This window comes from Larkinella rosea (assembly GCF_003858635.1).
In the GTDB taxonomy this organism is placed as follows: domain Bacteria; phylum Bacteroidota; class Bacteroidia; order Cytophagales; family Spirosomataceae; genus Larkinella; species Larkinella rosea.
Window position 1 is genome coordinate 296,731 of sequence record NZ_RQJO01000009.1, and the last position, 25,342, is coordinate 322,072.

The following is a 25,342-nucleotide window of genomic DNA, read 5'->3' on the forward strand; positions in this document are numbered from 1 at the left end:
GCTGAAGGATGAGTGAATGGTTCTTAGGGTTAATCTGGCTGAAGGCTGGTTAAGGATGATTAGACAGTTAATGGCTTGAATGGTTGAAAGATACTAAAAATTCCAACAGCCATCCAACCATTTTTTACCCGTTAAAACCATTCAATCCTCTCTTTTTAGAAACTAAAATTTTTCCGTTGTTGGCTTGCCATTCGTTCCGGGCGATCGTTACCTTTGTAGTAAGACACCGTTTCGTATGGCACAATATTATCGTTTTGACAAAGAAAATGCTTCCCGTCGCGCCGGGACGGTTGCACTAAAAGATGCCATCGGGCAGATGTTGAAATCCTATCAACTGCAAACCCGCTTCAACGAAACCTACCTCGAAGCTTTTTGGGAGAAAATGATGGGCAAAGCGATTGCTTCCCGGACCAACCGGCTTTACGTCAAAGACCGTAAGCTACACATCGAAATCAGTTCTGCCCCGCTCCGCAGCGAACTGGTGATTGCCAAACAGAAAATGATTCAGCTGATCAACCGCGAAATGGGGGCTGATGTGCTGGAAGACGTCATTTTTATCTGATCCGGAGCCGCTTGTGTCCATAATTGCCACTGTAAACGGGCCCAGACCAGCACGCAGCCAACGGCTTTGATGCGGTACGGCACAAAAAACTCGTTCCGTATAAACCGGGGAAAGATGTCCGTCGGCGACAGCGAGGTAAACACAATTACCGTCACTAATAAGGCCCAATCAAAACGAGTTGGCGATTCGAGCGTCAGCCACCAGATTGCCACGCCCACTACCGCCAGCACGTAGGTCGGTGATTCGGCCATTTTGTTGAAAATAATGATGAACAGCAGGAAATAGGCAATCATCCGGTGCTGAAACAAGCGGTTTTTCCAAAGGGTGAATCGCAGAAAAGGCAGGAGAAAAAGCACGATTCCGACGGCTTCCACCATCCGCAGATTGGCATCGGTTTTGGCCATGCCGAACCAAACCTCCAGAATGCCCATCACGGAAACCAGTCGGCCTAAGGTACTGACCATTACCACATTGAACCATTCAACGTATTCGTTTTTTAAGCTGCTCAACGGAATGATCGTTGCCGGAGCCAGCGCAAACAAAACCGTCCAGACGGTCATGGCCAGCAAAAACTGCGGTTTTTTGGGATAAAAAACGAAAAACAAGGCGGCCGTAATACCGTAAAACTTCACAAAACCGCATAATACAAAGAAAAAAGCCGCCTGCCAGACCCGCTCATTCCGCAGGTGGTACAAACCAAGCAACATCGCCCCGATGATCAGGTTGTTGCTTTGCATGTTCTGGGCCGTAACGAGCGCTTCCGGAAAAATGATCAGCAATGCAACCCAGCGTTTTCGGGCGGCATCTTCTTCATCTTCCAGAAAATACCAGATTCCCACCGCCAATACCACCGAATTGATCAGGTTCCAGAAGAAAACCCCGAGACCGATCGGCATGTAATAGAAAGGCCCCATCAGCCAGGCAAACGTCGGGCTGTATTTGTAGTTGTCGTTGTAGAGATCGGGATGTAAACCGTAAATACTCTTGTCGAGCAGCAGGTTATGAAACGGTTTGGAAAACATCAGGTAGTTATTGATGCTCCCCATCATGTATTTCTGAAAGGCCGCCCCGGTCAGGATGAAGATAAACAACCCCAGCAGTCGGGGCAGCGTCAGCCAACGCAAACTCATACGTTTGAAGGAAGAAAAATGGTTTCCGAAAATTCCCGCATCGTCCGGAATTCGCCTTGCGGAGCCAGGTAGCGCAACAATAGTTCGACGCGGTCGAGCAACCGCTGGTGGGAATACCGCCGGACATAGGCCGGAATTTTGGTGTAATCCGACAAATCCGTAAACTCCCAGGGATGAACGTAGAGATTCAGGAAACCGTCGGTTCGAAGGGTGTTCATGCACAGCCGCTTGTAAATCTCAAACGGGAAATTTTTCAGACTCAGCCAGAACAGCGGCAACCGCAATCGGGGCGTTACCGACGCCGGAATGTGCAGGATATTCCCGCTCTGAAACGGTTTGCGCGGCTCCCGAAGGTGGTTATAACGCCCCGGCAGAAACGTCGGATGCAGGGATGAATTGTAGCGGTATCCCGCCAGAAACAAATCCGTTTCATCCACCGCGGCCATCCGCGCCCGGCGAAAGCCGACCACCTCCTGGCCCGTTATCGATTCCAGCGTCCGGCGCGATTTCAGTAAATCGGCGGGTTCAAATGTCGTGTGATAAAAACCGTGCGACGCGATTTCGTGCGTTTTAGCCAGATTTCTAACCAAATCCGCTTCGTGAAAAGCATAATTGGCGGTCGTAAACAGCGTTGCCCGGACGTTCAGCGTAGCCAGCCGATCGGTCAGCAACCGCAAGCCCCGCGTCGAAACAACCAACTGTTCGTCGAGCGACAAATTGTGCCCATACTCCAGCGCCGTGTCGAATTCCTCGACATCGACGGTGAACATAATCTGACGGTTTACCGATTCCATGCTTCCGTTTCCACACTGACGACTTTGTCCACCAGGTTCGATTCGTAGATCAGGTAGGTGGGCCGATGCTTCACTTCCTGGAAAGCCTTTCCGAGGTAAATGCCAATGATGCCCATCATGATAAACTGAATGCCGCCGATCAGCACAATGAGGAGCACGATCGAGGTCCAGCCGGAAACCGTATTGGCCGTGAAATATTTTTCGTAGAGCACTTCGGCGCCGAATAACAGTGCAAACAGAAACATCCCGAAGCCCAGCACAACCGACAGATAGAGCGGTTTGGTGGTAAAGGACGTGATGCCCATCGTGGCCAGATTGAACATCTTGCGGAATGAATACTTGCTTTTTCCGGCATACCGCTGGGCGGGCTGGTATTCGACCCGGCTTTGCCGAAAGCCCATCCAGGAAATCATTCCCCGCAGAAACAAATCCGTTTCCTTGTATTGTTTCAGGCTATCGACCACCTTGCGGTCGAGCAACCGAAAATCGGCCGCCCCTTCCTCCAGATTTACGTCGGAAACCATTCGGATAAACTTGTAAAACCAGCGGGACGTTTTTCGTTTCATCAACGGTAGCGTTGGATCGGCTTTCCGGATGGCACAAACCACATCGTAGCCTTCTTCCCACTGCGTAATGAGCGTCGGAATCAGTTCGGGAGGGTGTTGTAAATCAGCATCGAGGCAGATGACACAATCGCCGGTGGCATGATCAAAACCGGCTCGCAGGGCGGCCTGGTGGCCAAAATTGCGGGAAAACGACAGATAACGAACGGAATGATACAGGCTGCTCAATTGCTGCAAAACATAGAGCGTATCATCCTTGCTGCCATCGTCGATGATCAAAATTTCAAACTCCTGATAGGGCGCCAGCACATTTTCCAATCGACTTACCAGGACGGGCAAGTTCTCCTCTTCATTGTGCGCCGGAACTACAATACTGATTTTACCAGTACGTTGGTTCAATAATACATTCGGCATTTTATCTTTGTGTACGAGATGGTAGGTAGTTTACTCTTTTGAGTAACAGTAAACAATAATAAGTATTTTTGCAGCCAGTTCAAGTAGGTAGTTCCCATTACTTCAAAAAATGGTCTTTAAGTCCTGCAATATCAATTAGTTATCGGAAATTAATTTTTCATTAGAATTGCGGTCAAAGGGCTAACCTACTGGTTATCTTGTTTATACAACAGTCGTCGATGCCGCTGGTCGGCATTGGCCGCGACGATTCAGCCCGGTTTGAAACCGGAGCGGATTCATTCCTTAAAAACCTGAAAATATTTTGATACAGCCTCCTTTTTTACAACCCGGTCAGCGTGTGGGCGTAATGGCTATGGCCAGCCGTCTGGAGTATGAGTCGCTCGAGCCGGCCTTCCGGATTCTTCGCGAAGAGTGGCAGCTGGAGGTGGTCGAAGGCGAATCGCTTCGGAGTAGTTATTTTCAATTTGCGGGCGATGACGATTTGCGCCGGCGCGATCTGCAAGGCCTGCTCGACGACCCGACCATCCACGCCATTTTTTCGGCGCGCGGAGGCTATGGCAGCTACCGGATTCTCGACCAGCTTGATTTTACGCAATTCCTGAAACACCCGAAGTGGATTATCGGCTTTAGTGACATTACGGTTTTGCATTGCCATCTTCACCGGCTCGGCGTTCAAAGCTTACACGCCATCATGCCCCGGTTGTTTGGAAATGACGGCGTAGCCGACTCCATCGAAACGCTGCGCCAATGCCTTTTTGGGGAAGCTGTTACTCCTTACACCAGCCCGATCAACTCCCTCAACCGGGCCGGAGTTGCTGACGGTCAATTGATTGGTGGAAATCTGGCGCTGCTTTTGCACTCCTTAGGAACGCCTTCGGACATCGATCTGACCGGTAAACTTTTTTTCATTGAAGACATCGATGAGACGCTTTTTTCACTGGATCGCATGATGATTCAGCTCCGGCGCTCCGGACGGCTGGCGGGTTTGGCCGGAATGATCGTGGGACAGTTTACGGACATGCGTATCAACGAATCGTCTCCCTTCGGAAAAACCGCCAATGAGATCATTGCCGAGCATCTTCAGGGCTATGCGTTTCCAGTTTGTTTCGATTTCCCGGTCGGCCATGTTCCCCGCAACCTGGCCATGCCACTCGGGCGAATGGCCCGGCTTGAAGTCAACGAAGGAGCGGTTTTGAAATTTTGAGGAAGAGATAACGGATTTGACATTTCGAAGGTTTTGGGGAAAAACCGTTTCGCTCCGGTGACCCACCGAAACGTCGGCCCGGCGAAAACCGTAAACCGAATTCACAACTCCTTTCCGCAATGGGGGCAATGCGGCTTATGAACGGCTTTCTGGGAGCGGATATGTTCAGCGAAACCGGAGGCTAAAATACCGGTCGGGAGGGCGAACAGGCCGATGCCCAGCACCGCCGTAATCCCCGCGAGCATTTTTCCCATCGTTGTCATCGGATGGATGTCGCCGTAGCCGACCGTCGCCATTGCGTTGATGCCCCACCACAACGTGGCCGGAATACTCGAAAATTTATCGGGCTGGGCCGCGTGTTCGAGGTAATACATGACACTCGAAATGATGACGAGCATGAACATCAGAAACGAAACGCTCAGCACGAGCTCTTCCTTTTTGTCTTCCACCACACTCTGAATGACCTGAAACGCGCGGGAGTAGCGGGTGATCCGGAACAGCCGGAAAATCCGGAAAATCCGCAGAATCCGAATCAGGGCCAGATCGGTGTGGAAAAGCGTGACATAAAACGGCAGAATGGCCAGCAAGTGAATGATGGCGGTGGTCGACAGCATGTAGCGTAATCGCCCGAAAACCGGGTGGCGGTATTTCTCGTTTTCGACGCAAATCCAGATGCGGACGAAGTATTCGATCGTAAAAAAAATGACCGAGAATACTTCAAAATCAACAAAAAAATGGTCGTAGTGCAGCTTGAGCGACGGCACAGTGTTCAGAATAATCGCCAGCGCATTGAGCGTAATGACACTGATCAGAATGAGGTTGAACACCAGACTGAGCCCTCTTTTTTTACCCGTCGTAGTCTCCAGAATCTTGTACAGGTTTCGGCGCAGCGAGTTGGCAGGGTGATGGTCGACGCGAATGGGGGGTTGCATAAGGCTAAAAAGAATGGAATAGATCGGAGGGTTCAGTTCAAATAAGTTGGATTACCGCTGAAAAAGTTTTTCACCACCAACCCACGTTTGCGCCACTTGTACTTCGCGGAGCTGCGGGGCCGGAATCGTCATAATGTCCTGTTGCAGAACGACAAAATCGGCTTGTTTACCCGTTTCGATGCTACCGCGGAGGTGATCTTCAAAATTAGCAAAAGCCGCCCAGCGCGTCATGGCTTTCAGGGCAGCCGCCCGATCGACGGCATTTTCCATCTGAAAACCACCCGCAGGGTAGCCTTTCGCGTCGACCCGGGCCACGGCGGCATGAAAACCGTAGAGTGGATTGGGGGATTCGACCGGAAAATCACTACCGAAAGCAATCAAACCGTTCTGTTTCATCAAATCGTTGAACGCATAGGCACCCTTGACGCGGTTTTTTCCGAGACGATCACCCGCCCAATACATGTCCGACGTTGCGTGCGTGGGCTGCACCGACGGAATGACCGAATACCGGTTGAATTTCCAGAAATCATCCGGCGAAACCACCTGCGCGTGTTCGATCCGCCAGCGACGGGGATTCGGTTTCTTCAGCATTTTGCCGTATAAATCCAGAATCAGGTGATTGGCCGAATCGCCAATGCAGTGCGTATTTGCCTGAAATTTACTTTTTTCCAGTAAGGTCAATACCCGTTCGAGTTCGCCGGGATTGAGCAATAAAAAACCGGAAGTTTCGGGCCGGTCGCTATACGGTTTTCGAAGGCAGGCTCCGCGCGAACCCAGGGCTCCATCAGCATACAGTTTGAACGCGCGAACCGTCAGCCGGTCGGTTTGAAAAGGGCCACGTTTCAGGTAATACTCCAGATTGGGTTCGCCGAGGCTGATCATCACATAATCACGGATTTTTAGCTTGTTCCCTTTCTGCAATCTTTCGATTAGTTCGATATCTTCCCGGTTTAACCCGGCGTCCGAAACCGTTGTCAAACCCAAGGATAGACACACTTGCTGAGCCGCCAGCAGCATCCGTTCCTTGTCTGAGGCATCGGGCTGCGGAATCACGCGTCGGATCAATCCCATCGCGTTATCGACCAGCACGCCCGTTGGTTCGCCGTTTGCCATCACCACTTCGCCACCCGGAATTTTTGCCCCCTTGCCAATGGCCGCGAGTTTAATGGCTTTGGAATTGATCAGCAGGGCGTGGCCATCGACACGGGTGATGCAAACCGGGACGTTGGGAAATGCTGCGTCCAGCTTTTCTTTGGTCGGAAACTGTTTGTCGGGCCAGTCGTTCTGGTCCCAACCCCGGCCAAGCAGCCAGGAATTGGTCGGGTGTTTTTCGTAAAACGCTTTCAATCGCTGCACTATCTCCTCGAATGAATTAGTCCCGACCAGATCGGCCTGATCCAGTACCTGCCCCAGCCCCAGAAAGTGGGCGTGCGGATCGTAAAAACCGGGGTAAACCGGCTGGCCTTTCAAATCGACGACGCTATCCGCCCGATAAGTTGCCAGAATCGTTTCGGATGTCCCGACGGCGACAAATTTCCCTTCTTTCACCGCAAAAGCCTGTGCGTTCGTAAACAGGGAATCGGCGGTGTAGATAACCGCGTTGTGGACAATCAAATCCGCACTCTTTTTAGACGAACAGGCTGTTAAAAATGCAATTAAAAGGCAGGCAACCAGGCAGCGGTTTGGCATAGCGCATTGAAAGAAAGATCGTTTCGGAAAGATTAGATTAAGAATAAATCCGACCAAATCTAATTCCGGAATAGATAGAATGACAGAATATAGTTTAATTTTGAAGGTCAATTACCTAAAAATAATACCAGAATGCGCTTCTTTCTTAGCTTAACCTTCTTCATTTCGTTTATTACCGCCTGGTCCCAGCCCGTACAACCGCTTTCTCCGCGTACCCGACGTACTTCCGTGATCACTCAGCAGGGCGAAACGCTGAATTTGCAGGAAGCGATTTCAGCCGCTCTTGAAAAGAGTTACCAGATTCGCATCTTCAAGTCGCAGGAGCAAATCGCCCGGACGGATTTCAGAACCGCCAAGTATAGCTTTTTCCCGAACGCAACGGCTAACTTCACCAACAACAGCAACTTACAAAATTTACGGCAGGAATTTCTGGACGGGCTGCGTCCTCCGCAAAATCTGTACGGCATTACCAACCGCAATACGCAGGCTGGGGTAGCTTTAAACTGGCTGGTATTCAACGGGTTTGGGAATTTTATTGCCTACGATCGCCTGGGCGAAGTCGTGAAAATTACCGAAGCCAATACCCGCGCCAATGTGGAAGCCACGGTGGCGAGTGTCGCGACGGCCTATTACGATGTGATCCGGCAGTTGCAGCAACTCGTATCGCTCCGGCAGGCACTCGATATTTCCCGTGACCGACTTGAACTGGCCCGCGCCAACTACGAAGTCGGCACCCGTTCGCGGGTCGATTACCTGAGCGCGCAGGTGGATTACAACGCCGACAGTTCGGCCCTCGTGGCGCAGCAGCAGAATGTGCGTAATTCCAAAGTTTTCCTGAACACGCTCATTGTCCGGGATCCGGCTACGGAGTTTGCGGTTCGGGATACGATCATTGTCCGGACGGATATTTCGCTCGACCAGCTTCGGCAATCGCTGACGAACAATAACCCTTTGCTGATTGCTGCGGCTCTGAACCGGCGGGTTGCCAACCTCAATGTGAAACTGGCGCAGTCGCAGCGGCTACCGACGGTCAACCTGGTTGGCGGGTATAACTTTCAGGCCATCAATAACCAGGGCGGTTTTGGGGTGGGAAGCGCCCGCAACGACGCACTCCAGTACGGTTTTCAGGCCAGCGTTCCGATTTTTACCGGTTTCAATCAGCGCCGGTTGATCTCCAACGCCCAAACCAACGCGTTAGTAACAGAATATCAGGAATCCGATCAGCGGCTGCAACTCCAGCAAGCCCTCGAACAGACGTATTCGCAATACCGTAACAGCCTGATTCTGGTCAACCTGGAAGTGGAAAGCTACCGAATTGCGAACGAAAACGTCGAGATTGCTTTCGAACGCTACCGGGTCGGCAACTCCACGGCGGTCGAATTTCGGGATGTGCAGCGCAACGCCGTCGCGGCTGAAACCCGCCTGATCAACGCCGAATACAACACCAAAATCGCCGAAATCGAACTTCTCCGTCTCAGCAGCCAGATTCTGCAGCAAAACAAATAGAATTAAAAATGAACAATGAAAAATGAAAAGTAACCAGAAAGAACGGGCGGACGATAACAATCTAAGCCTGACCGGGTTTTAACTTTTAAATTTTCATTATTCATTTTTAATTGTCATGCCCTGGACGAAGAAGGATTATCCGGTGTCGTTGAAGAACTTTATGGCACCGGTGCGGAACAAGGCGATTTCGATTGCCAATGCGTTATTGAAAGAAGGAATGCCGGAGGAGCGGGCGATACCGATTGCCACCTCCCGGGCCGAAGAATGGGCGGCCAGCCGACATCTGAAAATCCGGAAAGATAACGCACCTGAACGTTCGAAATCTTAATCGATGAATAAAGAGGAGCCATTTCAGGCTTTTGACTGGCACCGCATCGCCATGCACGACTTTCCGTTGAGCTACCTCGCCGAGGTGGCTTTGCGGACGGTTATCATGTTTCTGATTCTGCTCATTGCCCTGAAAATATCGGGCAAGCGGGAGGTCAAACAACTATCGGTTTTTGAACTGGTGCTGGTCATCGGGCTGGGTTCGGCCGCCGGCGATCCCATGTTCTACCACGATGTGCCGTTGCTGGCTGCCGCCGTGGTTTTTGTGGTGATGATGAGCTGCTACAAGTTTTTCACCCGACTCAGCGACAAGAGTAAACCGGTTCGGGAGTTTCTGGAAGGAAAACCGGTCTACGTCATTGAAAACGGCTGCATTCTGGTTCAGAACTTCGACGACGAAGACCTTGGCCTGGATGAGTTATTTGCCGAACTCCGGATGGCGGGTGTCGAACACCTGGGGCAGGTCCGGACTGCGATTCTGGAACACAACGGCGAAGTCAGTATTTTTCAATACAAAGACGACGAGGTAAAACCTGGCTTACCGATCCTTCCCCACAAATTGGATGAAACCTTCAACACCATCGCCGAAGCCGGGCGTTACGCCTGCTGCCGGTGTGGGCAGGTGGTCAAATACGGCAAAGACCCCATTGCAAACTGTCATCGGTGCGAACACCAACGCTGGGTGAAAGCGGAGGGTTAAATCAGGCACTTACGGAATATAATCGGGGGGGCTACCGCTGGTATTTCGTGCTGAAAGTGTATTTTTAGCCTTTCCTGTGATGAATCATGGCGAAGAACAAAAAAACCCAGACCGAAAATAGTGTGACCGGTTTTCTAAGCTCGATTTCCGACGAAACCAGGCAAAATGATTCGTTTCGTTTAGCCGAGCTGATGCAAAATCTGACCGGTTTTGAACCCCGGATGTGGGGTGCCAGTATCGTCGGTTTTGGCAGCTACCACTACAAATACGACAGCGGCCACGAAGGCGACGCGCCTCTGATCGGTTTTTCGCCCCGGAAAGACGCCATTTCGTTATACCTCGCCCTCAACGCCGAACAGCGCGACGAACTCCTGCCCAAATTCGGCAAACACAAAACCGGTAAGGGGTGTATTTACATCAAAAAACTCAGTGATGTGAACGCCGACGTTTTCAAGGACATGATTCAGGCTTCCGTCGAGAATATGAAAAACCGGTATCCGGCGTAAAGCCGGGTTTTGCCGTCATCTTATCGTCAAAAACCGTAAAATTTCCTGCCGGTCTATTGCCACAGTTGAATCGAATCGTTACCTGATGTATAAATATGACTGAACGTATCATCGGAATCATGGGGGCCATGACCGAAGAAATTAGTGGCGTGGTTGATCTGCTGTCGGAGCGGGAAGAAATGACCGCAGGCATGCGAACCTATTACTCCGGAAGGCTCAACGGAATTAAAACCGTGGTTGTGTTTTCGAGATGGGGCAAGGTGGCCGCAGCCACTACCGTATCGAACCTGATTCTGGAATTTAAAATCACTGAATTGATTTTTACCGGAGTGGCTGGCGCCCTCAATCCGGATTTACGAATTGGAGATATTGTGATCGCAAAACGCCTTGTTCAACATGATATGGATGCCCGTCCCATCATGAAACAGTTTGAAATACCGCTGTTGGGCATAACGTTTTTTGAGTGCCAAAGGGAACAAGTAACGATTGCTTCGAATGCCGCCACTGAGTTATTGGGAAACAAACACCTTCATACGGTTTTTGATCAAAAAGAATTAGAAGAGTTTGGAATCGAAAATCCAAAACGAGTCATTGGCGATGTGGGCAGTGGGGATAAATTCTTTTCAAGCAGTCAGGACAAGCATGACTTACTGGCTAAACTGCCCACCATCCTGTGCGTGGAGATGGAAGGCGCAGCGGTTGCTCAGGTCTGCTACGAATACGGCCTTCCGGTGACGGTTATCCGTACCATCTCAGACGTAGCTGATGAGAAATCACCCATTGATTTCGTATCGTTTATTAAAAAAATATCAAGTACATATTCCGTTGAAATCATCAAAAATATCTTTCGGCAATACGCACTGTAATTTCTCTTTTCGGTGAAACAAATGCACCAATTGGGCGTAATAAAACGGGTGGATTATCCTTCAAAAACCGCAGTCAAACCTTGATTCTCGCGCGTATATTTCCAACGCCTTTGACGATTGACTTTATGCTATGAATGTTGAACGGAATTATATCGCTGAGATTAAAAGCATTTTAGCGGCTGCCCGAACAAAAACTTACACGGCAATCAACAGTGCGATGGTGAGGTATTATTCTGTGCACTGAAAAAAGCGAAACCGTAGTAAAATATTCCGTCATGAACGACACGCCACAACTTTTGCCAGCAAATACATGCCTTTTCTCCCTACGGAGCAGGAGTTAATCGCCGAGATTGAACGGGAAAAGCTAAAACTGAGATTTTTAAATGATCAGTAAGAATGAAGGTCGATAATGAACCTGTCACTTCTTCACCTTATCCTTCAAAAAACGCAGCAGCAATTTCTCAATGGGGTCTAAACCGTATTTTGACGTTTGCCGAAACTGGTTTTTGCGTTTCAGGTACGGGGTCAAATCCTGGCATTCGTAGGCTTCCAGAATTTGCGGATGAACGTAGTATTTCCGGCTGACGGTGCGCGTGTTTCCTAGCCGATGCGCTACTTGCTCCAATACCGTGTTGATGTTTTTCTTCGCTTCTTTTTCCGTCGAACAAGGTTCCAGTTCGGCCAGTAACCGCAGGGCATTGACGGTTCCGGCCCAGGTGCGGAGGTCTTTGGCCGAAAACTCTTCACCGGTGCATTCCCGCAGGTATTCATTGACCATCCCGGAGTCGATGCTGCGGTGTTCACCGGTTTCATCGTAGTATTGAAACAACTCCTTGCCCGGAATATCCCGACAGGCTTTGACCAGCCGCGCCAGCCGCCGATCCTGCACCTTTATGTCGTGGTAAATGCCTTTTTTGCCCTTGAATCGAAACTGGATGCCGGTGGTTCCGACGTTCACGTGTTTGTCTTTGAGGGTGGTCAAACCGTAATGTCCGTATTCTTTTTCGTAGGACGCGTTACCGATCCGGATCAAGGTTTGTTCCATGACGCTGAGCGCAATGGCAATCACTTTTTCTTTGGTCAGCTCCCGGTTTTTCAGATCCTGTTCGATGCGGGTGCGGAGTTCGGCCAGCTGTTCTCCGAAGGCAATCATCCGAAAAAACTTGGTTTCGCTGCGAATGGCGTTCCAGTTTGCGTGGTAGCGGTATTGCTTCCGGCCTTTCGTGTCGATACCGGTGGCCTGGAGGTGGCCGTTGGGTTTGGCACAAATCCAGACGTGTTCCCAGGCGGGTGGCAAGGCCATTTTTCGAATCCGCGCGAGCGTTTCCTCATCGTCAATTTTGTGGCCCAGGGTGTCTTTATACGTGAAATGGTCGCCCGCACGATGGCGCGAAAAACCGGGTGTTGCGTCGCTAACGTAGACTAATTTGACGGCCTTGGCCGCTTTGGCAGGATCATGGATAAGTTCTGCGAGATTCATCGGATACGGTTAAAATCTCAGCATAAACTCGCCGTAGCAGCAAATGGTTAAGCTGACCCGGCGATAATTTGGTAAAAGATATATGAACAAACGCCAATTGATCGTTTATCGGACGCACAAGATCTGATTTCGATGAAAAAGTGCTTCGGTTTCTTTTTTATGCTGGGATTGTTGTCGACCCATTTGCGGGCTCAGATGCAGGTTGGCGTACGGGCGGGCGTTCATTGGTCCCGGATTCAAAACCGGTCGATGGGTGCGGATCATTCATTCATACCCGGTTTTTCGGTCGCCTTTCCAATTCGGATTCCCGTTACAGATCGGTGGAGTCTGCGAGTCGAACCGTCGATCATTCAGAAAGGTTGGCGGTCGAAAGCGGATTATACCGTTCCTTTGGGCCAACCCGCCGGTACCGGCGATCTGGTGCTGCGGTACGAAGAAGCTGAAGTGCCGCTGTTGTTTTCTTACCGGATAAATCAAACCAATCGATTGGCTTATTACGTGTTAGCTGGTCCCGGTTTTTCGTATGCACTCGGCGGACGATTCAAAATTACAGATAAAAATACACTGATTTTGAGTGATAAACTGACGTTTGAAAACCGGATTCAACCTGGAGGCTGGATCGGTGGAGGGGTAGAAATTCCGTGGGGCACCTTAACCACTTTTCTGGATGCCCGGTATCAATTCGGGCGATATCCAGCAACGTTACGATCGGCTGATGCAGCGGAGATTATCCACGGTTTTTCACTGTCCGTCGGCTGCTGGCTGCCATCCAAAAAATAAGTCTGACCGGATTCGCCAGTCAGACTTATTGACTTCTATGACACAAAGTTTACTACCTGATTTTCTCAATTTCGCGCAGATGCCGGCTGCGCATGGCACTGATGGATTCCGGAATGGGGGGACGGTCTTCAACGGGCTCGCGCAGAAAAATGAGCTGAATGTTACGCTGGAAAGCCGTCTCCTTGAAATTATCGATGGTGTTCATCACATCACTGTCAATGTATGACGAATTGGTGCAGTCAATTTCGACCACCGCGTTGTTCGGAATACTGGTCAGTAATTTTACCATGCTGGCTTTACTCAGAAACGACACGTAATCACCCATACTGATCCGGATTCGTTCGTTTCCGCCCTCCTGAAACGTCTGGATGCGGTGTGCGTTCCGGTAGTTTTCGCGCAGAATAAAGAACAGCGCCACCAGCATTCCCACGGCAATACCGGTCAGCAAATCCGTCAGCAGAATGGCGGCAACTGTGGCGATAAACGGAATAAATTTGGCGATTCCTTCGTTCAGCAGCTGCTTGAAAATACGCGCATGAGCCAGTTTATACCCCGTAATGAGCAGGATAGAGGCCAGGGCCGCCCAGGGAATCCGGTTCAAAACCGTCGGCAGCGCAATGGCCGAAACCAGCAGCAGTAGGCCGTGAATGAGCGCGGCCCGTTTGGTGCGGGCACCCGCATTGATGCTCACCGAACTCCGGACAATGACGGACGTCAGCGGAATGCCACCAATCAAACCGCTGACAATATTGCCAATGCCTTGCGCCTTTAACTCGGTGTTGGTGGGCGTTTTGCGTTTCTGAGGGTCCAGTTGGTCGGTTGCTTCGATGGCCAAAAGGGCTTCCAGGCTGGCAACGAGCGCAATGGAAAGAGCCGAAATGTAAACCTGGGGATTGTGCCACTGGCTAAAATCCGGCATGGTAAACAAGCCGAAAAAACCGCTCAGGCTATCGGCCACCGGCAACTGAACCAGGTGATTCCCTTTCAAAATCGAGGACGGTGCAAGGAGTCCCACCAGTTCATTGATCGAAATGCCCAGCACGACGACCACCAGAGCTGCCGGCATGTTTTGCAGCCACTTGATTCGTTTTAGGAAAGGACGCTCCCACAGCAGTAAAATACCCAGCGACACGGCCGCAATCAGGATCGCAACCCCGTTGAGCTGGCCGATCGCCATCTTAAATTGACTGACAATGTTGAAACCTTCCGGCTGAAACAGCGAAATTTCTTCCGCCGAATCGGCATCGTAGCCGACCAGGTGCGGTATCTGTTTGATAATCAAAATTAACCCAATCCCCGCCAGCATCCCTTTAATCACGGACGACGGGAAAAAATTACTGATGATCCCCGCCCGCAGGTAACCGAGCCCAATCTGAATCAGGCCGGCTAAACAGGTAGCAAGTAGGAAAGCCGGAAACGAGCCGAGGGATTCGATGGCGGCCAGAACAACCACGATCAAACCGGCTTCCGGCCCGGAAATACTGACTGCCGACCGACTGAACAAACCCACCACGAGCCCACCGGCCAGTCCGGCAATAATGCCCGAAAAGAGGGGCGCGCCAGACGCCAGTGCAATGCCCAGACAGAGCGGCACGGCGACCAGAAAGGAAACAAAGCCCCCTCGAATGTCGCCTACCAGCGTGCTGGAATCACGTTTTTGGGGGCTTTTTTGGGTTGTTTTTATCGGATTCATTTGCATGTTGTCTCAATAGGTTGGTATGGAAAAAGCCGCTATGGCAAAAGCCGTTGCGTGTTGTATTCGTTTAGGACAGGAGTAGAAAAACCGGAAAGGCTGCGCTAACCGGTTTAATCATTACTTCTTAACCTAAACTAATTGTTGATTAATTGCCCGCTTTTGAAACCAGAATCGCTTCGGAATCGATCTGATTTCGGCCGCTTAACTCCTGACTTTTTATCCGGTTCTGACCGGATTTAATCTCAAGTAACTGGCGTTCCAGCTGGCTTTTTACGGCGCGCAGCGAGTCCGCTTCCGAAACCTTGGCTTCGTATTGTGAGCGAATAACTTCTTTATCCTGTTTATCCTGACGGTAATCGATGTAGAAATTCAGCGCGATAACGGCAAAGATCAATCCCCAGATGGTTCCCCAGTTAACGAAGTCGCTTGCCCGTTTTCTGAAATTGGAGTTGGTAGCCATAGCATTGAAACCGGTTTAATTGTGATTCATACAAAGTTACCGATACAATACAATGCTCTAATTAAGAGGTAATTAGAAGTCGATGAGAAGGCGGTTATAAAATGATTAGAAACCGATTAGAGCGTTTTGGGAAATTTCAATAAAAAATTGGTTCCTTCGTTGATCCGCGAAAAAACGTTGATCTCTCCCCGGTGTAACTGGATAATCCGGTAGGTAAGTGGTAACCCAATCCCGTAGCCATGAATTCGTTTCGCGTTTTCGGCCCGGAAAAACGGTTCGTAAATATGCCGGATGTCGGCTTCGGCAATTCCGATCCCATTGTCTTTGATTTGAATGGTAACCCACTGTTCGTCAGCACCTAGAATAACTTCGACCTGATTGTCGGGCGAGAACTTGCAGCCGTTTTCCATCAGGTTCAAAAAAGCCGAAATCAGCAGCGAAATGCTCCCCTGAACGGTTAGTGACGACTGCATGGCTTCCGTTTCGTTCGCGAACGAAAAGATGACGTGGTAATCCGGTCGGCGGGTTGTCAGCATTTTGGTTGCCTGATAAATGGCATCATCCAGCGACACTTCATTGAATTTCATGGTGGCGTCGTCGAGGCTGACCTGGGCCAGTTCGAGCAGGTTGTTGGCCAGCACGTTCAGCCGCTTGATAACGTCCTGAACGGCTTTCCACTTGGCTTCGTGTTCTTCAACTGTCCGCTGTTTGATCAGCGTGACCTCAATCTGTCCGGTAATGATCGTGAGGGGAGTTCGTAGTTCGTGCGACGCATTGGCCACAAAATTGCGCTGCACTTCAAACGCTTCCTGAACCCGGTTGAGCATCGAATTGAAGGTATGCGCCAGTTGGGAAATTTCATCGTTGTTATCGCTCACGTCCACTCGTTGGTTCAGGTTCGAAACCTTGATCTGATCAACCTGGTGAATTACCTTGGAAATCGGGCGCAGAAACCGTCCGGCAAATACCCAGCCCGACCACCCGACCAACGTCAGACTGAACGCCAGTCCGAAGGCAAGAATGGTCCTCAGATGCGCCATTTCGGTCAAACCGTATTCGTCATACGCCGACGCAATGATCACGTATTCCTGGTTTTGATGGGTGTAAGTCAGTCCGGCAATTTCCCGGTTGCTGCGACGTAGATAAATCTGTTTCCGCTCCCGAATCCGCTCCAGCAGATCGTTATGGGGGCCCAGATCGCCGGTCGTATCCGCGCTGGCGTAGATTACTTTATTTTGCTGGTTGTAGACAATGATGTGCTCTTCCGGGAGCGAAGTAAGGTTTTTACGCTCGATTAACTGGAGAAGCTTGGGATTGATTTCGTCTTCTTCGATCAGCAGCAAAGCCGTCGTTTTGGCTTTATCGCCCAGCCGCGTATAAAAATGTTTCTGGCGAAAATATTCCGAAATAAAATAGATAACCAACGAAAAAACGACCAGATTCGCGGCCACAATAGCGAGAAATGTAACGGAGATTCGAGCGCGTATTTTCATTCGTTAATCTTCAGATTCCTGCATGATATATCCAATGCCGCTGATCGTATGAATCAATTTGGGTGAGAAGTCTTTATCTATTTTTTTTCGCAAATAATTGACGTACACATCAACCACATTGGTTCCGGTATCGAAATTGACATCCCAGACTTTCTCGGTAATTTCATTCCTGGAAAGGGCTTTATTCTGGTTCTTCATAAAGAATTCCAGCAGTGCCAGTTCACGCGCGGTCAGAATGATTTTCTGATTGCCCCGTTTCACGGTTTTGCTTTCCAGATTCAGCTCCAGATCGGCAATTTTAAGTAAAACCGTATCGGATGGAGAGGTAATCCGGCGTCGGTTTAACGCCCGTAACCGGGCAATCAATTCCCTGAATTCGAAGGGTTTAATCAAGTAATCGTCTGCTCCGGCATCAAAACCACTCAGCTTGCTATCCGTGCTGCCCAGAGCGGTCAACATCAGAATCGATACATCTTCGTACCGGCTTCGAATGATTTTGCACAACTCAAAACCGTTGATCACCGGAAGATTAACATCCAGAATAATGGTATCGTAAGTGGCATTGGCCAGCTTTAACTGGGCTTGTAGCGCATCGTTGGCAATGTCGGCACTGAAACCGTAATCTTCCAGTCCACTCTGAATGAATGCAGCTACTTCCTGCTCATCCTCTACGATTAAAATCTGCATAAATGGTCAACACTAATTTTATAAATCCCGCAATAACTCCGCCATCGCCCGGTATAACTTCGGAGCGGTTTCCGGTCCCGTGGAGTTGACCTCGCCGTAAGGTCTATCCTTCGAATTGTAATTATGGGGAGCTTCGGTATCCCATTCACTTTTCGGAATAATATACCCCAATTCGTCGTTTGCTAACCCAATCACAAACTTATATTTTCCCTGCATCAGACTCCGAAGGGGTGGCGTTTCGAGCGGTTTCATCCGGAAATCGGCTCCGACCGGATTTTCCACTCCACCGTTCACAATTTCGGGGTAAATCTCGCCCGGTACACACAGGAACGACGCTTCGCCTAACCGAAAAGCCGCAATTTCGCTCCGGAAGTTCCCCCAACTGCTGTAGCCGGCATCCAGAATCCCCAGGCCAACCGCCAGTTGGAACAGTTTGTTCGAGAGCGGAATCTCAATGTTTTGGGCTTTCAGCCGGATATCCGCCGGTCGAACCGTGGTTGTATCTTTTTGTAATGACTTGTAAATCAGCATCGCCAGTGCTTTTCCCTGCGCATCGGCCTTCTCAAACGTCGGCTCTTTAAACCGTTCGCCCGTCAGCGGGTCCTGCACCGTCACTTTCGGCGAGGTAGTCATCAATCCACCCACGCAACCCGACGCATACACTACCGTGCCACCCAGCCCTTTCTGAACCACCGAATCACCTTTTAGAATGCCTTTCTCGAGATAATCCCGAACGTAATGCGGGAAATCAGAGGTTAGCAGCAGGTTTTTGCTCCAGAGCGTTTCGGGATGATTTCCCCAAACGACCAATGTTCCCAACGTGCTGTCTTTCACCGCGTCCAGTGCCTGCATGATGTACAATCCGGAATCGGTGACCAGCGGTTTTCGGGTATCCATCAGCAGCGAATCCGCACCGGTCAGATCCTGCGCAAACCGCAGCCGGGCCGGACGCAGGTTTTTTGCCGCTTCCAAAACCGCCCGCGTAATCTGTTGCTCAACAAACCGTTCATACGATTTGTTAACGCCACTTTTTAGCGGGCTGCCGCCCCACATGCCCAGAAAATCCGGGGCTTCGTGGGTGTGCGTGCTGCAAACCATCGTGTAGGTAATGCCCGCACTCGACGGCATGGATTTCCGGACGTTGATGACATTTTTATTCGGAAAACCGATCAGATCGACGGCAACGATGGCTAGCCGGGTTTGGCCGTCATCAACCACGACGGCGCGCGCCCATAAATCGTCGTGAACGCCATTGGCCGCGCGTTTCTGGCTGAATCCCGCCATCCAGTACGCATCGAATTCGCCGTTGGTATTGCCGTCGGTGTACGAATCACCGTCACCCGTTTTATAAGCGGCATCGTGGTTTGTGTCCGTCCAGCGGTCGGGGAGATGGGGAGTGATTTTCAGGGCCGCAAACCCGACTTTGAGCGGTTTTGGCTGGCTAGGTGCCGAAATGTTGAGGTTAATCGAATAACCGGGGTGCCGGTCGCGGCTGTTGTAATAACCATACCCGGCGCCGAGTAGCACCACGGCACCAATAAAGATCAGAAATCCAATGAAAAATTTACGCACGGGCAACGGGTTCAGGAGGTTAAAAAGAGGTAATTCCCAAATTAACTGACAAAACCGGTTATTTGCGAATGATCAAATTAAACTTCCTCAAGCTTTTCCCGGGAGTAGTTAAAAAAGACATTGCCACCGCTGACCGGGTCTTCGACCGCTGGCAGGGTGTGGCTGGCCCTGCCAGCGGTCAAAGACCCGGTCAGCGTCCCTTTTAAATTTACCTCCTATTCCAAAACCGCCACAAAATTACAATCCATAACTATCCCAATACCGCTGCATCGACTTGGTAAAAACCGCCATGATGTTGTCCGTAAGATCCTGATTCTCAAATGCTCCGTAGAGCGAATCAAACGCCAGGTTTTCTGCTTTTTTGTAAAATGCCACAAATTCATCCCGCGTCAACAGAATCTGGTTGGGGTAGCTGAACATCACCGCGAGGTGGCGTTTGCTGCGGGAAAGCAGCAGCGTGTCCCCACAAAGCAGGGTGCCCCGGTCCGACGAAGAAGGAATATGCAAAACGCAGCTGCCCGGAAAATGGCCGCCGGTGTGAATCATGCGAATACCATCCCAAAACGACAGACTGTCACCACTCCATAATTGAAGTGAATCGCTCGGATACATGATCCAGGGCTGGTCGTTTTCGTGAATATACACCGGACAATCGAACAGCGACGCCCATACGTTCATTGTGCTGTAATAATGCGGGTGCGAAAAAGCAATGGCTTTTAGCCCACCCATTGAACGGATCAATGCAACGGTTGGGGCGTCGGGCAGCGGAATGCAGTCCCACAGAATGTTACCACCGGGTGACTGAACCAGCAACGCCCGGTTGGCGATGGCAAAATCAGGCTGCATTTTCAGACTGTGAATCCGGTCGGTCAGCGGGCTGATTTTTACGGTGTAGGTTTTTTCCAGATCCGGCAGCGTGGTCCAGTTTTGGCCGTTTTCGGGAATGTACTGGCGGTCGTCGTTGCAGATCGTGCAGAGTTCGGGTACCGGCTGATGGGGCGGATACTGGGTTCCGCAGGTGGTACAAATCAACGGATCATTTAACGTCATTGCAGTTGTTGTTTTAAAGCTGGAAGCATTTCCGAAGCGGTTAGCAAAGATATCAAACCCAATCCATTTTGTTGAATCGGGTCAGGTAGTAGAAAAGGATACGGTTTCCCCTTTATTTATACCGGAAAGCGGTGGTAATTTCGCCGATCAAATCAGTAGTACGTCAAAATAAACATGCATGAGAAAGATGAAGGCAGCAGCCTCGCTTAAATACCTTTTACTCCTCTTCCTTTTTCTGCCCGGGAAATGGGCCATCGCTCAACAGACTGCCCAGCCGGTTTCGGAATCTCCGAATGCACCTTTTACGCTGAAAAACGGCGATCGGGTGGTTTTTCTGGGCAACTCATTGTTTGAGAATGACTACCAATACGGTTACCTGGAACTGGCCCTGACCACGCACTTTCCCGACCGGGATGTAACGTTTCGGAACCTGGGCTGGGCAGGCGACAACGTCTACGGCGTGGCCCGCAGCACGATTACGAACCCACCGACCGGCTACGAATTGTTGATGGAACACCTCACCAAAACCCAGCCGACGGTTGTTTTTCTGGCATTCGGCGGCATTGAAGCCCAGGATGGCGAGGCTGGGCTGCCGGTTTTCCGGGAAGGGTTGCTAAAACTCCTCGACAAGATCGACCAACTGGGAGCCAAAGCAATTTTGTTGTCACCGATTCCTGTTTTATCCACCGATACGATTGCGCATAAAGCGAAGAATAACGCGTTGCTGGAAATCTATTCGTCGGCCATTGCGAAGATCGCTTCGGAACGCGGCAAGCGGTTTATTGATCTGTATAAACCCGTTCAGGAACTGAGTAAAACCGTAGCCATTACCGAAAATGGCATTCATTTAAACGAAACCGGCTACTATTACCTGGCCAACATACTGGAAAAGAGCCTGGGGCTGGCCCCGCGGACGGAGACGGTTTCCATCAACATTTCCAAAACCGGTGCCGAAGCTTCAACTCCCGCCAAAATGATGAATGCCGGGAAGAATGCGGCAACGCTGACCTTTACCATGGACGAAAAGTACCTGCCGCTTCCGCAGCCCGCGGGACTGGCCGAAAAAACAACGAACGCCCGTGTCCTGAAAGTAACCGGTTTGAAAAAAGGATTTTATAAGCTGACAACTGAGAATCAGGAAGTGGTCACCGCTTCGGCGAAGGAATGGGAAAATGGAGTCCTCATTCAGCAGGGGCCGTCGTTTAATCAGGTGAACGAGATCCGGCACATGATTCTGAAGAAAAATGACCTGTTTTTTTTCCAGTATCGCCCGCCCAACACAACCTATATTCTCGGGTTTCGCTCCTACGAACAAGGCCGTCACGTGAAAGGGCTGGAGGAACAAAGCTTCATCATTAAATGGCTGGAAAGCCAGGTTGCCCTCAACCGAGCGCCCCGATCAAGTGTGTATCAACTGACCTTATTGAAGTAAACGAATGAAAAATAGCCCTTCCCTGACATTTTTGCGCAGAATCCTGATTCTTCCGGCCATTCTGCTGATGACATCCTCCGTGACGCAGGATGATCAAAAAGATGTACCGAATCCGGACGTAAAGCGCGAACTGGAATCGTTTAAAATTGCCGACGGTTTTGAAGTATCCCTGTTTGCCTCCGAACCGCTGGTTGCCAAGCCCATTCAAATGAACTGGGACGCCGACGGTCGGTTGTGGGTGGTCAGCAGTACGGCCTATCCACACCTGAAAACCGGGGAAGAAGGCAACGACAAGGTATTTGTGCTGGAAGATACCGATGGCGACGGCAAAGCCGATAAATCGACCATTTTTGCCGAAGGACTGATCACTCCGACCGGAATCCTGCCGGGCGACGGTGGCGTTTACGTGGCCAATTCAACGGAAATTCTGCATTTGATGGATACCGATGGCGACGGCAAAGCCGACAAAAGACGCCGGGTCTTGTACGGTTTTGGAACAGCCGATGTGCACCACCTTATTCACACGTTTCGGTGGGGACCGGAGGGCAAGCTGTATTTTAACCAGTCGATTTACACCTATAGCCACGTTGAAACTCCCGGTGGAATCAAACGGCTCGAAGGGGGTGGTGTCTGGCAATTGAATCCGAAAAACCTCGAGCTGGACATTTACGCGCGGGGCCTGATCAACCCGTGGGGGCTGCAGTTTGACCGCTGGGGACAGTCGTTCCTGACCGACGGAGCCGGTGGCGAAGGCATCAACTACGCCTTTCCGGGCGCGACGTTTGTGACGGCGCCGGGTGCCGCCCGAATTCTGCGGGGCTTGAATCCGGGACAACCCAAGCACAGTGGTTTGGATGTGGTGTCGGGGCGGCACTTGCCGGAATCCTGGTTGGGAAGTGTGATTACCAACGACTTCCGGGCCAATCGGATTAACCGGTTTAAACTGGAAGAGCAGGGCAGCGGGTATGCTTCCAAACAGGTTGAGGATTTGCTCTGGACGGATCACGTCGCGTTCCGGCCGGTCGATATCAATGTAGGGCCGGATGGTGCGATTTACGTAGCCGACTGGTACAACCCGATTATTCAGCATGGCGAGGTGGATTTTCATGATCCGCGCCGGGACAAAGAACACGGACGCATCTGGCGGATTGTGGCTAAAAACCGCCCGCTGGTTAAAAAACCACAACTGAGCAAAGCCAGCGTCGGCGAATTGCTCGAAACCTTGAAGTTGCCGGAAGACTGGACGCGCGCCCAGGCAAGACAATTATTGAAGGAACGCGGAGCTACCGAAGTGGTTCCGGCCCTGCAGAAATGGATGCAGGGGCTGGATAAACAGGAGGCCAACTACGAACACAATCTGCTCGAAGCACTGTGGGTTTATCAGTCAGTTGAAGTGGTGAATGAGCCATTGCTCTTAAGTTTGTTGAATGCCCAGAGCCACAATGCGCGGGCTGCGGCTTTGCGGGCGCTCGAATTCTGGTCGGCCAAACTTTCGAATGTACCGGCTCTGCTGGCTAAAGCCGTGTCCGACAAACATCCCCAGGTGCGTCTCGAAGCGGTTATTGCTTTGCGAAAAATACCGAGTGCCGAAGCCGCCCGAACGGCTTTGGTGGTTCTGGAAAATCCGATGGATGAATTTCTGGATTACGCCTTGTGGCAAACCGTTCGTGAACTGGAGCCGCAGTGGTTGGCCAAACTGAAGGCAGAACCCGGTTTTCTGGGAAATGCCCGAAAAACCGCTTTCGCCCTGAAGTCGGTTAGTAGCCCGGCTGCGGTGTCCCAACTGGCGCAGCTGTACCAAAAAGATCAGGTCCCCGAAGAGTATCAAAAGGATGCACTGGCTTCGATTGCAAAGTTTGGAAACGGTGCGGATGTGGATCTTCTGTTCGACAAAGCCGTGCAGGGAAATGCGGGGCAGAATAAAGCGGTGGCAGCGCAACTGGTTACTCTGGTCGAAGCGGCCGGTCGGGGTGTCAAACCGTCCCAAAATCTGAACCGGATTACCGGTTTTATCGGTAATGAAGACGATGCCATTGCGACCAGTGCAATTCGGTTAATTGGTTTGTGGAAACTGGCCGATCAGACGGGAACGCTGGTCAATCTGACCCAAAAAGGAGAAACCACAACGAAGAAGGCTGCTTTAAATGCGTTGGCTTCCCTGGATACGGAACAATCCCGGAAGGCGTTAGTGGACATGACCGGTGTGAAAAATTCGCCGGAAATTCGGATGGCGGCAACCGCTCAACTGGTTTCGGTAAATCCAGCCGAAGCCGCGCGGATTGCGGGCGATTTATTGCGGAGCCTACCGGCACAAACCGATGTTTCAGAACTTTTCCAGGCCTTTATACTCAATAAGGCGAGTCTTCAGGCCCTGGCCGACGAGCTGGTGGCCCGGAAAATTCCGGAAAACCGGGCGAAGGAAGGTCGGCAGATTATGCAGCGTCGGGTACCTTATAACCGGCGGGGCGAAGCTGCGGTCAAGGCGGTGGCGCTGGCGCTTGAAGCCTCGGGCGGAACGTTGCCTACCGAAAAAATGCCGCAGGAACTGAACGCTCAGGCCATCAGTAGTCTGGCCAAAACCGTAGCCGAAACTGCCGATCCGGTGAAAGGTGAACTCGTTTTCCGGAAAACCGCCCTGACCTGTCAGACCTGCCACGCAATTGGCGGAGCGGGCGGACGCATTGGCCCGGATTTGAGCAGCCTCGGGACCAGTTCGCCGGTCGAAACCATCATTAAATCCATTCTGTATCCAAACGAGTCCATCAAGGAAGGCTATGAACTGCAGCGGATCGCGAAAAAAGACGGCAGTGATATGATGGGTTATATCGTCAGCAACGGCACCTCGGATATTGTGGTGCGCGATATTACCGGACAGGAAGTCTCCATTCCGAAAAGCCAGATCAATGTCATGGAAAAAGTGCCCGGTTCGCTGATGCCGCCGGGTCTGACGGCCAGTTTGGACAAGAACGAATTTATCAATCTGATCGGTTTCCTTTCCAAAATGGGCGAATCCGGCAAATTCCGGGTGCCGACGGCCCGGTTTGTCCGTCGCTGGAGTACGGTTCCGGCTACGAAAGAAGCGGCCAAAAAGATTTTGACTGATGGCCCCGGTTTTATCGTGAAAGACAATGCGAAAGTGTTCTGGCAACCGGCTTACAGCAAAGTTTCCGGTGAACTGCCGTTGGATGAACTGCCGGTTGTGGAAGCCAGCGCGGCTAAACGGTACAGCCTGATCCGGTTTGATATTGAAGTACTCAGCAAAGGAAATGTCAATCTGACTATGAGCTCGACGGCGGGAACCAGCGCCTGGATTGGTCAAAAACCCGCCAAACTGACTGACCGTGGATTGGTTGCCGATCTGGCGCCGGGCGTTTATACCGTTACGCTGGCCATCGACCGGAATGTTCAGAAAGACGGCCCGCTGACTATTCAACTGCTGGATGCTGAGAATGCACCCGCTCAAACCCGTTTGGTGATGGGGAAATAAGAAAACCGCTCC

The 25,342-nt window shown here is 51.0% G+C and carries 23 protein-coding genes; 11 read left to right on the forward strand and 12 right to left on the reverse strand.

The genetic code is table 11. The features are described 5' to 3' along the window. Nucleotides 1-235: 235 nt before the first annotated feature. Entirely contained in the window at nucleotides 236-562 is a 327-nt protein-coding gene (locus EHT25_RS17185) for a DciA family protein (protein ID WP_124876376.1), read from the forward strand. Here EHT25_RS17185 and EHT25_RS17190 read toward each other — a convergent pair. Genes EHT25_RS17190 through EHT25_RS17200 form a run of 3 tightly spaced genes read right to left on the reverse strand, consistent with a single transcriptional unit; the run spans nucleotide 505 to nucleotide 3,448 of the window. Beyond that, nucleotides 505-1,692 (reverse strand): glycosyltransferase family 87 protein, encoded by a 1,188-nt coding sequence (locus EHT25_RS17190; RefSeq protein ID WP_124876377.1) that lies wholly within the window; start codon nucleotides 1,690-1,692, stop codon nucleotides 505-507. The two genes, EHT25_RS17185 and EHT25_RS17190, sit on opposite strands and share 58 nt — an antisense overlap. Further along, complete coding sequence (locus tag EHT25_RS17195) at nucleotides 1,689-2,486, reverse strand: polysaccharide deacetylase family protein (RefSeq protein WP_124876378.1); 798 nt, start codon at nucleotides 2,484-2,486, stop codon at nucleotides 1,689-1,691. The genes EHT25_RS17190 and EHT25_RS17195 overlap by 4 nt, the downstream gene beginning before the upstream one ends. Next, nucleotides 2,474-3,448, reverse strand: a complete 975-nt coding sequence (locus EHT25_RS17200) for a glycosyltransferase family 2 protein (RefSeq protein ID WP_229311594.1) — start codon at nucleotides 3,446-3,448, stop codon at nucleotides 2,474-2,476. The genes EHT25_RS17195 and EHT25_RS17200 overlap by 13 nt, the downstream gene beginning before the upstream one ends. Before the next feature lie 316 nt (nucleotides 3,449-3,764). Here EHT25_RS17200 and EHT25_RS17205 point away from each other — a divergent pair, with 316 nt between their 5' ends. After that, on the forward strand, nucleotides 3,765-4,667 hold the full coding sequence (locus EHT25_RS17205; protein ID WP_124876380.1) for a S66 peptidase family protein: 903 nt from the start codon (nucleotides 3,765-3,767) through the stop codon (nucleotides 4,665-4,667). A 101-nt stretch (nucleotides 4,668-4,768) separates the two neighbouring features. Here the strand turns inward: EHT25_RS17205 and EHT25_RS17210 are convergent, their stop codons facing one another. Together EHT25_RS17210 and EHT25_RS17215 are read right to left on the reverse strand one after the other, a co-directional pair. Further along, the gene (locus EHT25_RS17210) at nucleotides 4,769-5,599 is read right to left on the reverse strand and encodes an ion transporter (RefSeq protein ID WP_124876381.1); all 831 of its coding nucleotides are present in this window, start codon (nucleotides 5,597-5,599) and stop codon (nucleotides 4,769-4,771) included. Between the two features lie 51 nt (nucleotides 5,600-5,650). After that, a complete protein-coding gene (locus EHT25_RS17215; protein WP_124876382.1) occupies nucleotides 5,651-7,288 on the reverse strand; it encodes an amidohydrolase in 1,638 nt (545 codons plus the stop codon). A gap of 132 nt (nucleotides 7,289-7,420) precedes the next feature. On the opposite strand from EHT25_RS17215, the gene EHT25_RS17220 reads away from it, so the two are divergent. The 5 genes from EHT25_RS17220 (at nucleotide 7,421) to EHT25_RS17240 (ending at nucleotide 11,193) form a co-directional block, all read left to right on the forward strand. Further along, nucleotides 7,421-8,794 carry a TolC family protein gene (locus tag EHT25_RS17220; protein WP_124876383.1) on the forward strand — a complete coding sequence of 458 codons (1,374 nt, stop codon included), beginning with the start codon at nucleotides 7,421-7,423 and terminating at the stop codon, nucleotides 8,792-8,794. A 115-nt stretch (nucleotides 8,795-8,909) separates the two neighbouring features. Next, a complete protein-coding gene (locus tag EHT25_RS17225) occupies nucleotides 8,910-9,122 on the forward strand; it encodes a DUF2188 domain-containing protein (RefSeq protein WP_124876384.1) in 213 nt (70 codons plus the stop codon). 3 nt (nucleotides 9,123-9,125) lie between these two features. Further along, nucleotides 9,126-9,821, forward strand: a complete 696-nt coding sequence (locus EHT25_RS17230) for a DUF421 domain-containing protein (protein ID WP_124876385.1) — start codon at nucleotides 9,126-9,128, stop codon at nucleotides 9,819-9,821. 86 nt (nucleotides 9,822-9,907) lie between these two features. Next, nucleotides 9,908-10,327: a DUF1801 domain-containing protein gene (locus tag EHT25_RS17235; RefSeq protein ID WP_124876386.1), complete on the forward strand. Its 420-nt coding sequence runs from the start codon at nucleotides 9,908-9,910 to the stop codon at nucleotides 10,325-10,327. Nucleotides 10,328-10,446: 119 nt separating this feature from the next. Beyond that, a complete protein-coding gene (locus EHT25_RS17240) occupies nucleotides 10,447-11,193 on the forward strand; it encodes a 5'-methylthioadenosine/adenosylhomocysteine nucleosidase (RefSeq protein ID WP_221622297.1) in 747 nt (248 codons plus the stop codon). A gap of 418 nt (nucleotides 11,194-11,611) precedes the next feature. Here EHT25_RS17240 and EHT25_RS17250 read toward each other — a convergent pair whose 3' ends face one another. Further along, the gene (locus tag EHT25_RS17250) at nucleotides 11,612-12,673 is read right to left on the reverse strand and encodes a DNA topoisomerase IB (protein ID WP_124876388.1); all 1,062 of its coding nucleotides are present in this window, start codon (nucleotides 12,671-12,673) and stop codon (nucleotides 11,612-11,614) included. 132 nt (nucleotides 12,674-12,805) lie between these two features. Between EHT25_RS17250 and EHT25_RS17255 the strand changes: the two genes are divergently transcribed. After that, nucleotides 12,806-13,453 carry a porin family protein gene (locus EHT25_RS17255; RefSeq protein ID WP_124876389.1) on the forward strand — a complete coding sequence of 216 codons (648 nt, stop codon included), beginning with the start codon at nucleotides 12,806-12,808 and terminating at the stop codon, nucleotides 13,451-13,453. Between the two features lie 52 nt (nucleotides 13,454-13,505). Here the strand turns inward: EHT25_RS17255 and EHT25_RS17260 are convergent, their stop codons facing one another. The 5 genes from EHT25_RS17260 to EHT25_RS17280 all read right to left on the reverse strand — a co-directional run bounded on the left by EHT25_RS17260 (nucleotide 13,506) and on the right by EHT25_RS17280 (nucleotide 19,361). Continuing rightward, entirely contained in the window at nucleotides 13,506-15,146 is a 1,641-nt protein-coding gene (locus EHT25_RS17260; protein WP_124876390.1) for a SulP family inorganic anion transporter, read from the reverse strand. 148 nt (nucleotides 15,147-15,294) lie between these two features. After that, nucleotides 15,295-15,609 carry a hypothetical protein gene (locus tag EHT25_RS17265; RefSeq protein ID WP_124876391.1) on the reverse strand — a complete coding sequence of 105 codons (315 nt, stop codon included), beginning with the start codon at nucleotides 15,607-15,609 and terminating at the stop codon, nucleotides 15,295-15,297. Nucleotides 15,610-15,725: 116 nt separating this feature from the next. Next, nucleotides 15,726-17,102, reverse strand: a complete 1,377-nt coding sequence (locus EHT25_RS17270) for a sensor histidine kinase (protein ID WP_124876392.1) — start codon at nucleotides 17,100-17,102, stop codon at nucleotides 15,726-15,728. 3 nt (nucleotides 17,103-17,105) lie between these two features. Further along, nucleotides 17,106-17,789 carry a response regulator transcription factor gene (locus EHT25_RS17275; RefSeq protein ID WP_124876393.1) on the reverse strand — a complete coding sequence of 228 codons (684 nt, stop codon included), beginning with the start codon at nucleotides 17,787-17,789 and terminating at the stop codon, nucleotides 17,106-17,108. Between the two features lie 18 nt (nucleotides 17,790-17,807). Then, nucleotides 17,808-19,361: a neutral/alkaline non-lysosomal ceramidase N-terminal domain-containing protein gene (locus EHT25_RS17280; protein ID WP_124876394.1), complete on the reverse strand. Its 1,554-nt coding sequence runs from the start codon at nucleotides 19,359-19,361 to the stop codon at nucleotides 17,808-17,810. Nucleotides 19,362-19,429: 68 nt separating this feature from the next. Here EHT25_RS17280 and EHT25_RS32990 point away from each other — a divergent pair, with 68 nt between their 5' ends. Continuing rightward, the gene (locus EHT25_RS32990) at nucleotides 19,430-19,567 is read left to right on the forward strand and encodes a hypothetical protein (protein ID WP_221622298.1); all 138 of its coding nucleotides are present in this window, start codon (nucleotides 19,430-19,432) and stop codon (nucleotides 19,565-19,567) included. Nucleotides 19,568-19,598: 31 nt separating this feature from the next. On the opposite strand, the gene EHT25_RS17285 is transcribed toward EHT25_RS32990, so the two are convergent. Next, nucleotides 19,599-20,411 carry an MBL fold metallo-hydrolase gene (locus tag EHT25_RS17285; RefSeq protein WP_124876395.1) on the reverse strand — a complete coding sequence of 271 codons (813 nt, stop codon included), beginning with the start codon at nucleotides 20,409-20,411 and terminating at the stop codon, nucleotides 19,599-19,601. 178 nt (nucleotides 20,412-20,589) lie between these two features. Between EHT25_RS17285 and EHT25_RS17290 the strand changes: the two genes are divergently transcribed. After that, the gene (locus EHT25_RS17290) at nucleotides 20,590-21,843 is read left to right on the forward strand and encodes a GDSL-type esterase/lipase family protein (protein ID WP_124876396.1); all 1,254 of its coding nucleotides are present in this window, start codon (nucleotides 20,590-20,592) and stop codon (nucleotides 21,841-21,843) included. Nucleotides 21,844-21,847: 4 nt separating this feature from the next. After that, nucleotides 21,848-25,330 (forward strand): PVC-type heme-binding CxxCH protein, encoded by a 3,483-nt coding sequence (locus EHT25_RS17295; RefSeq protein ID WP_124876397.1) that lies wholly within the window; start codon nucleotides 21,848-21,850, stop codon nucleotides 25,328-25,330. Nucleotides 25,331-25,342 lie beyond the last annotated feature (12 nt).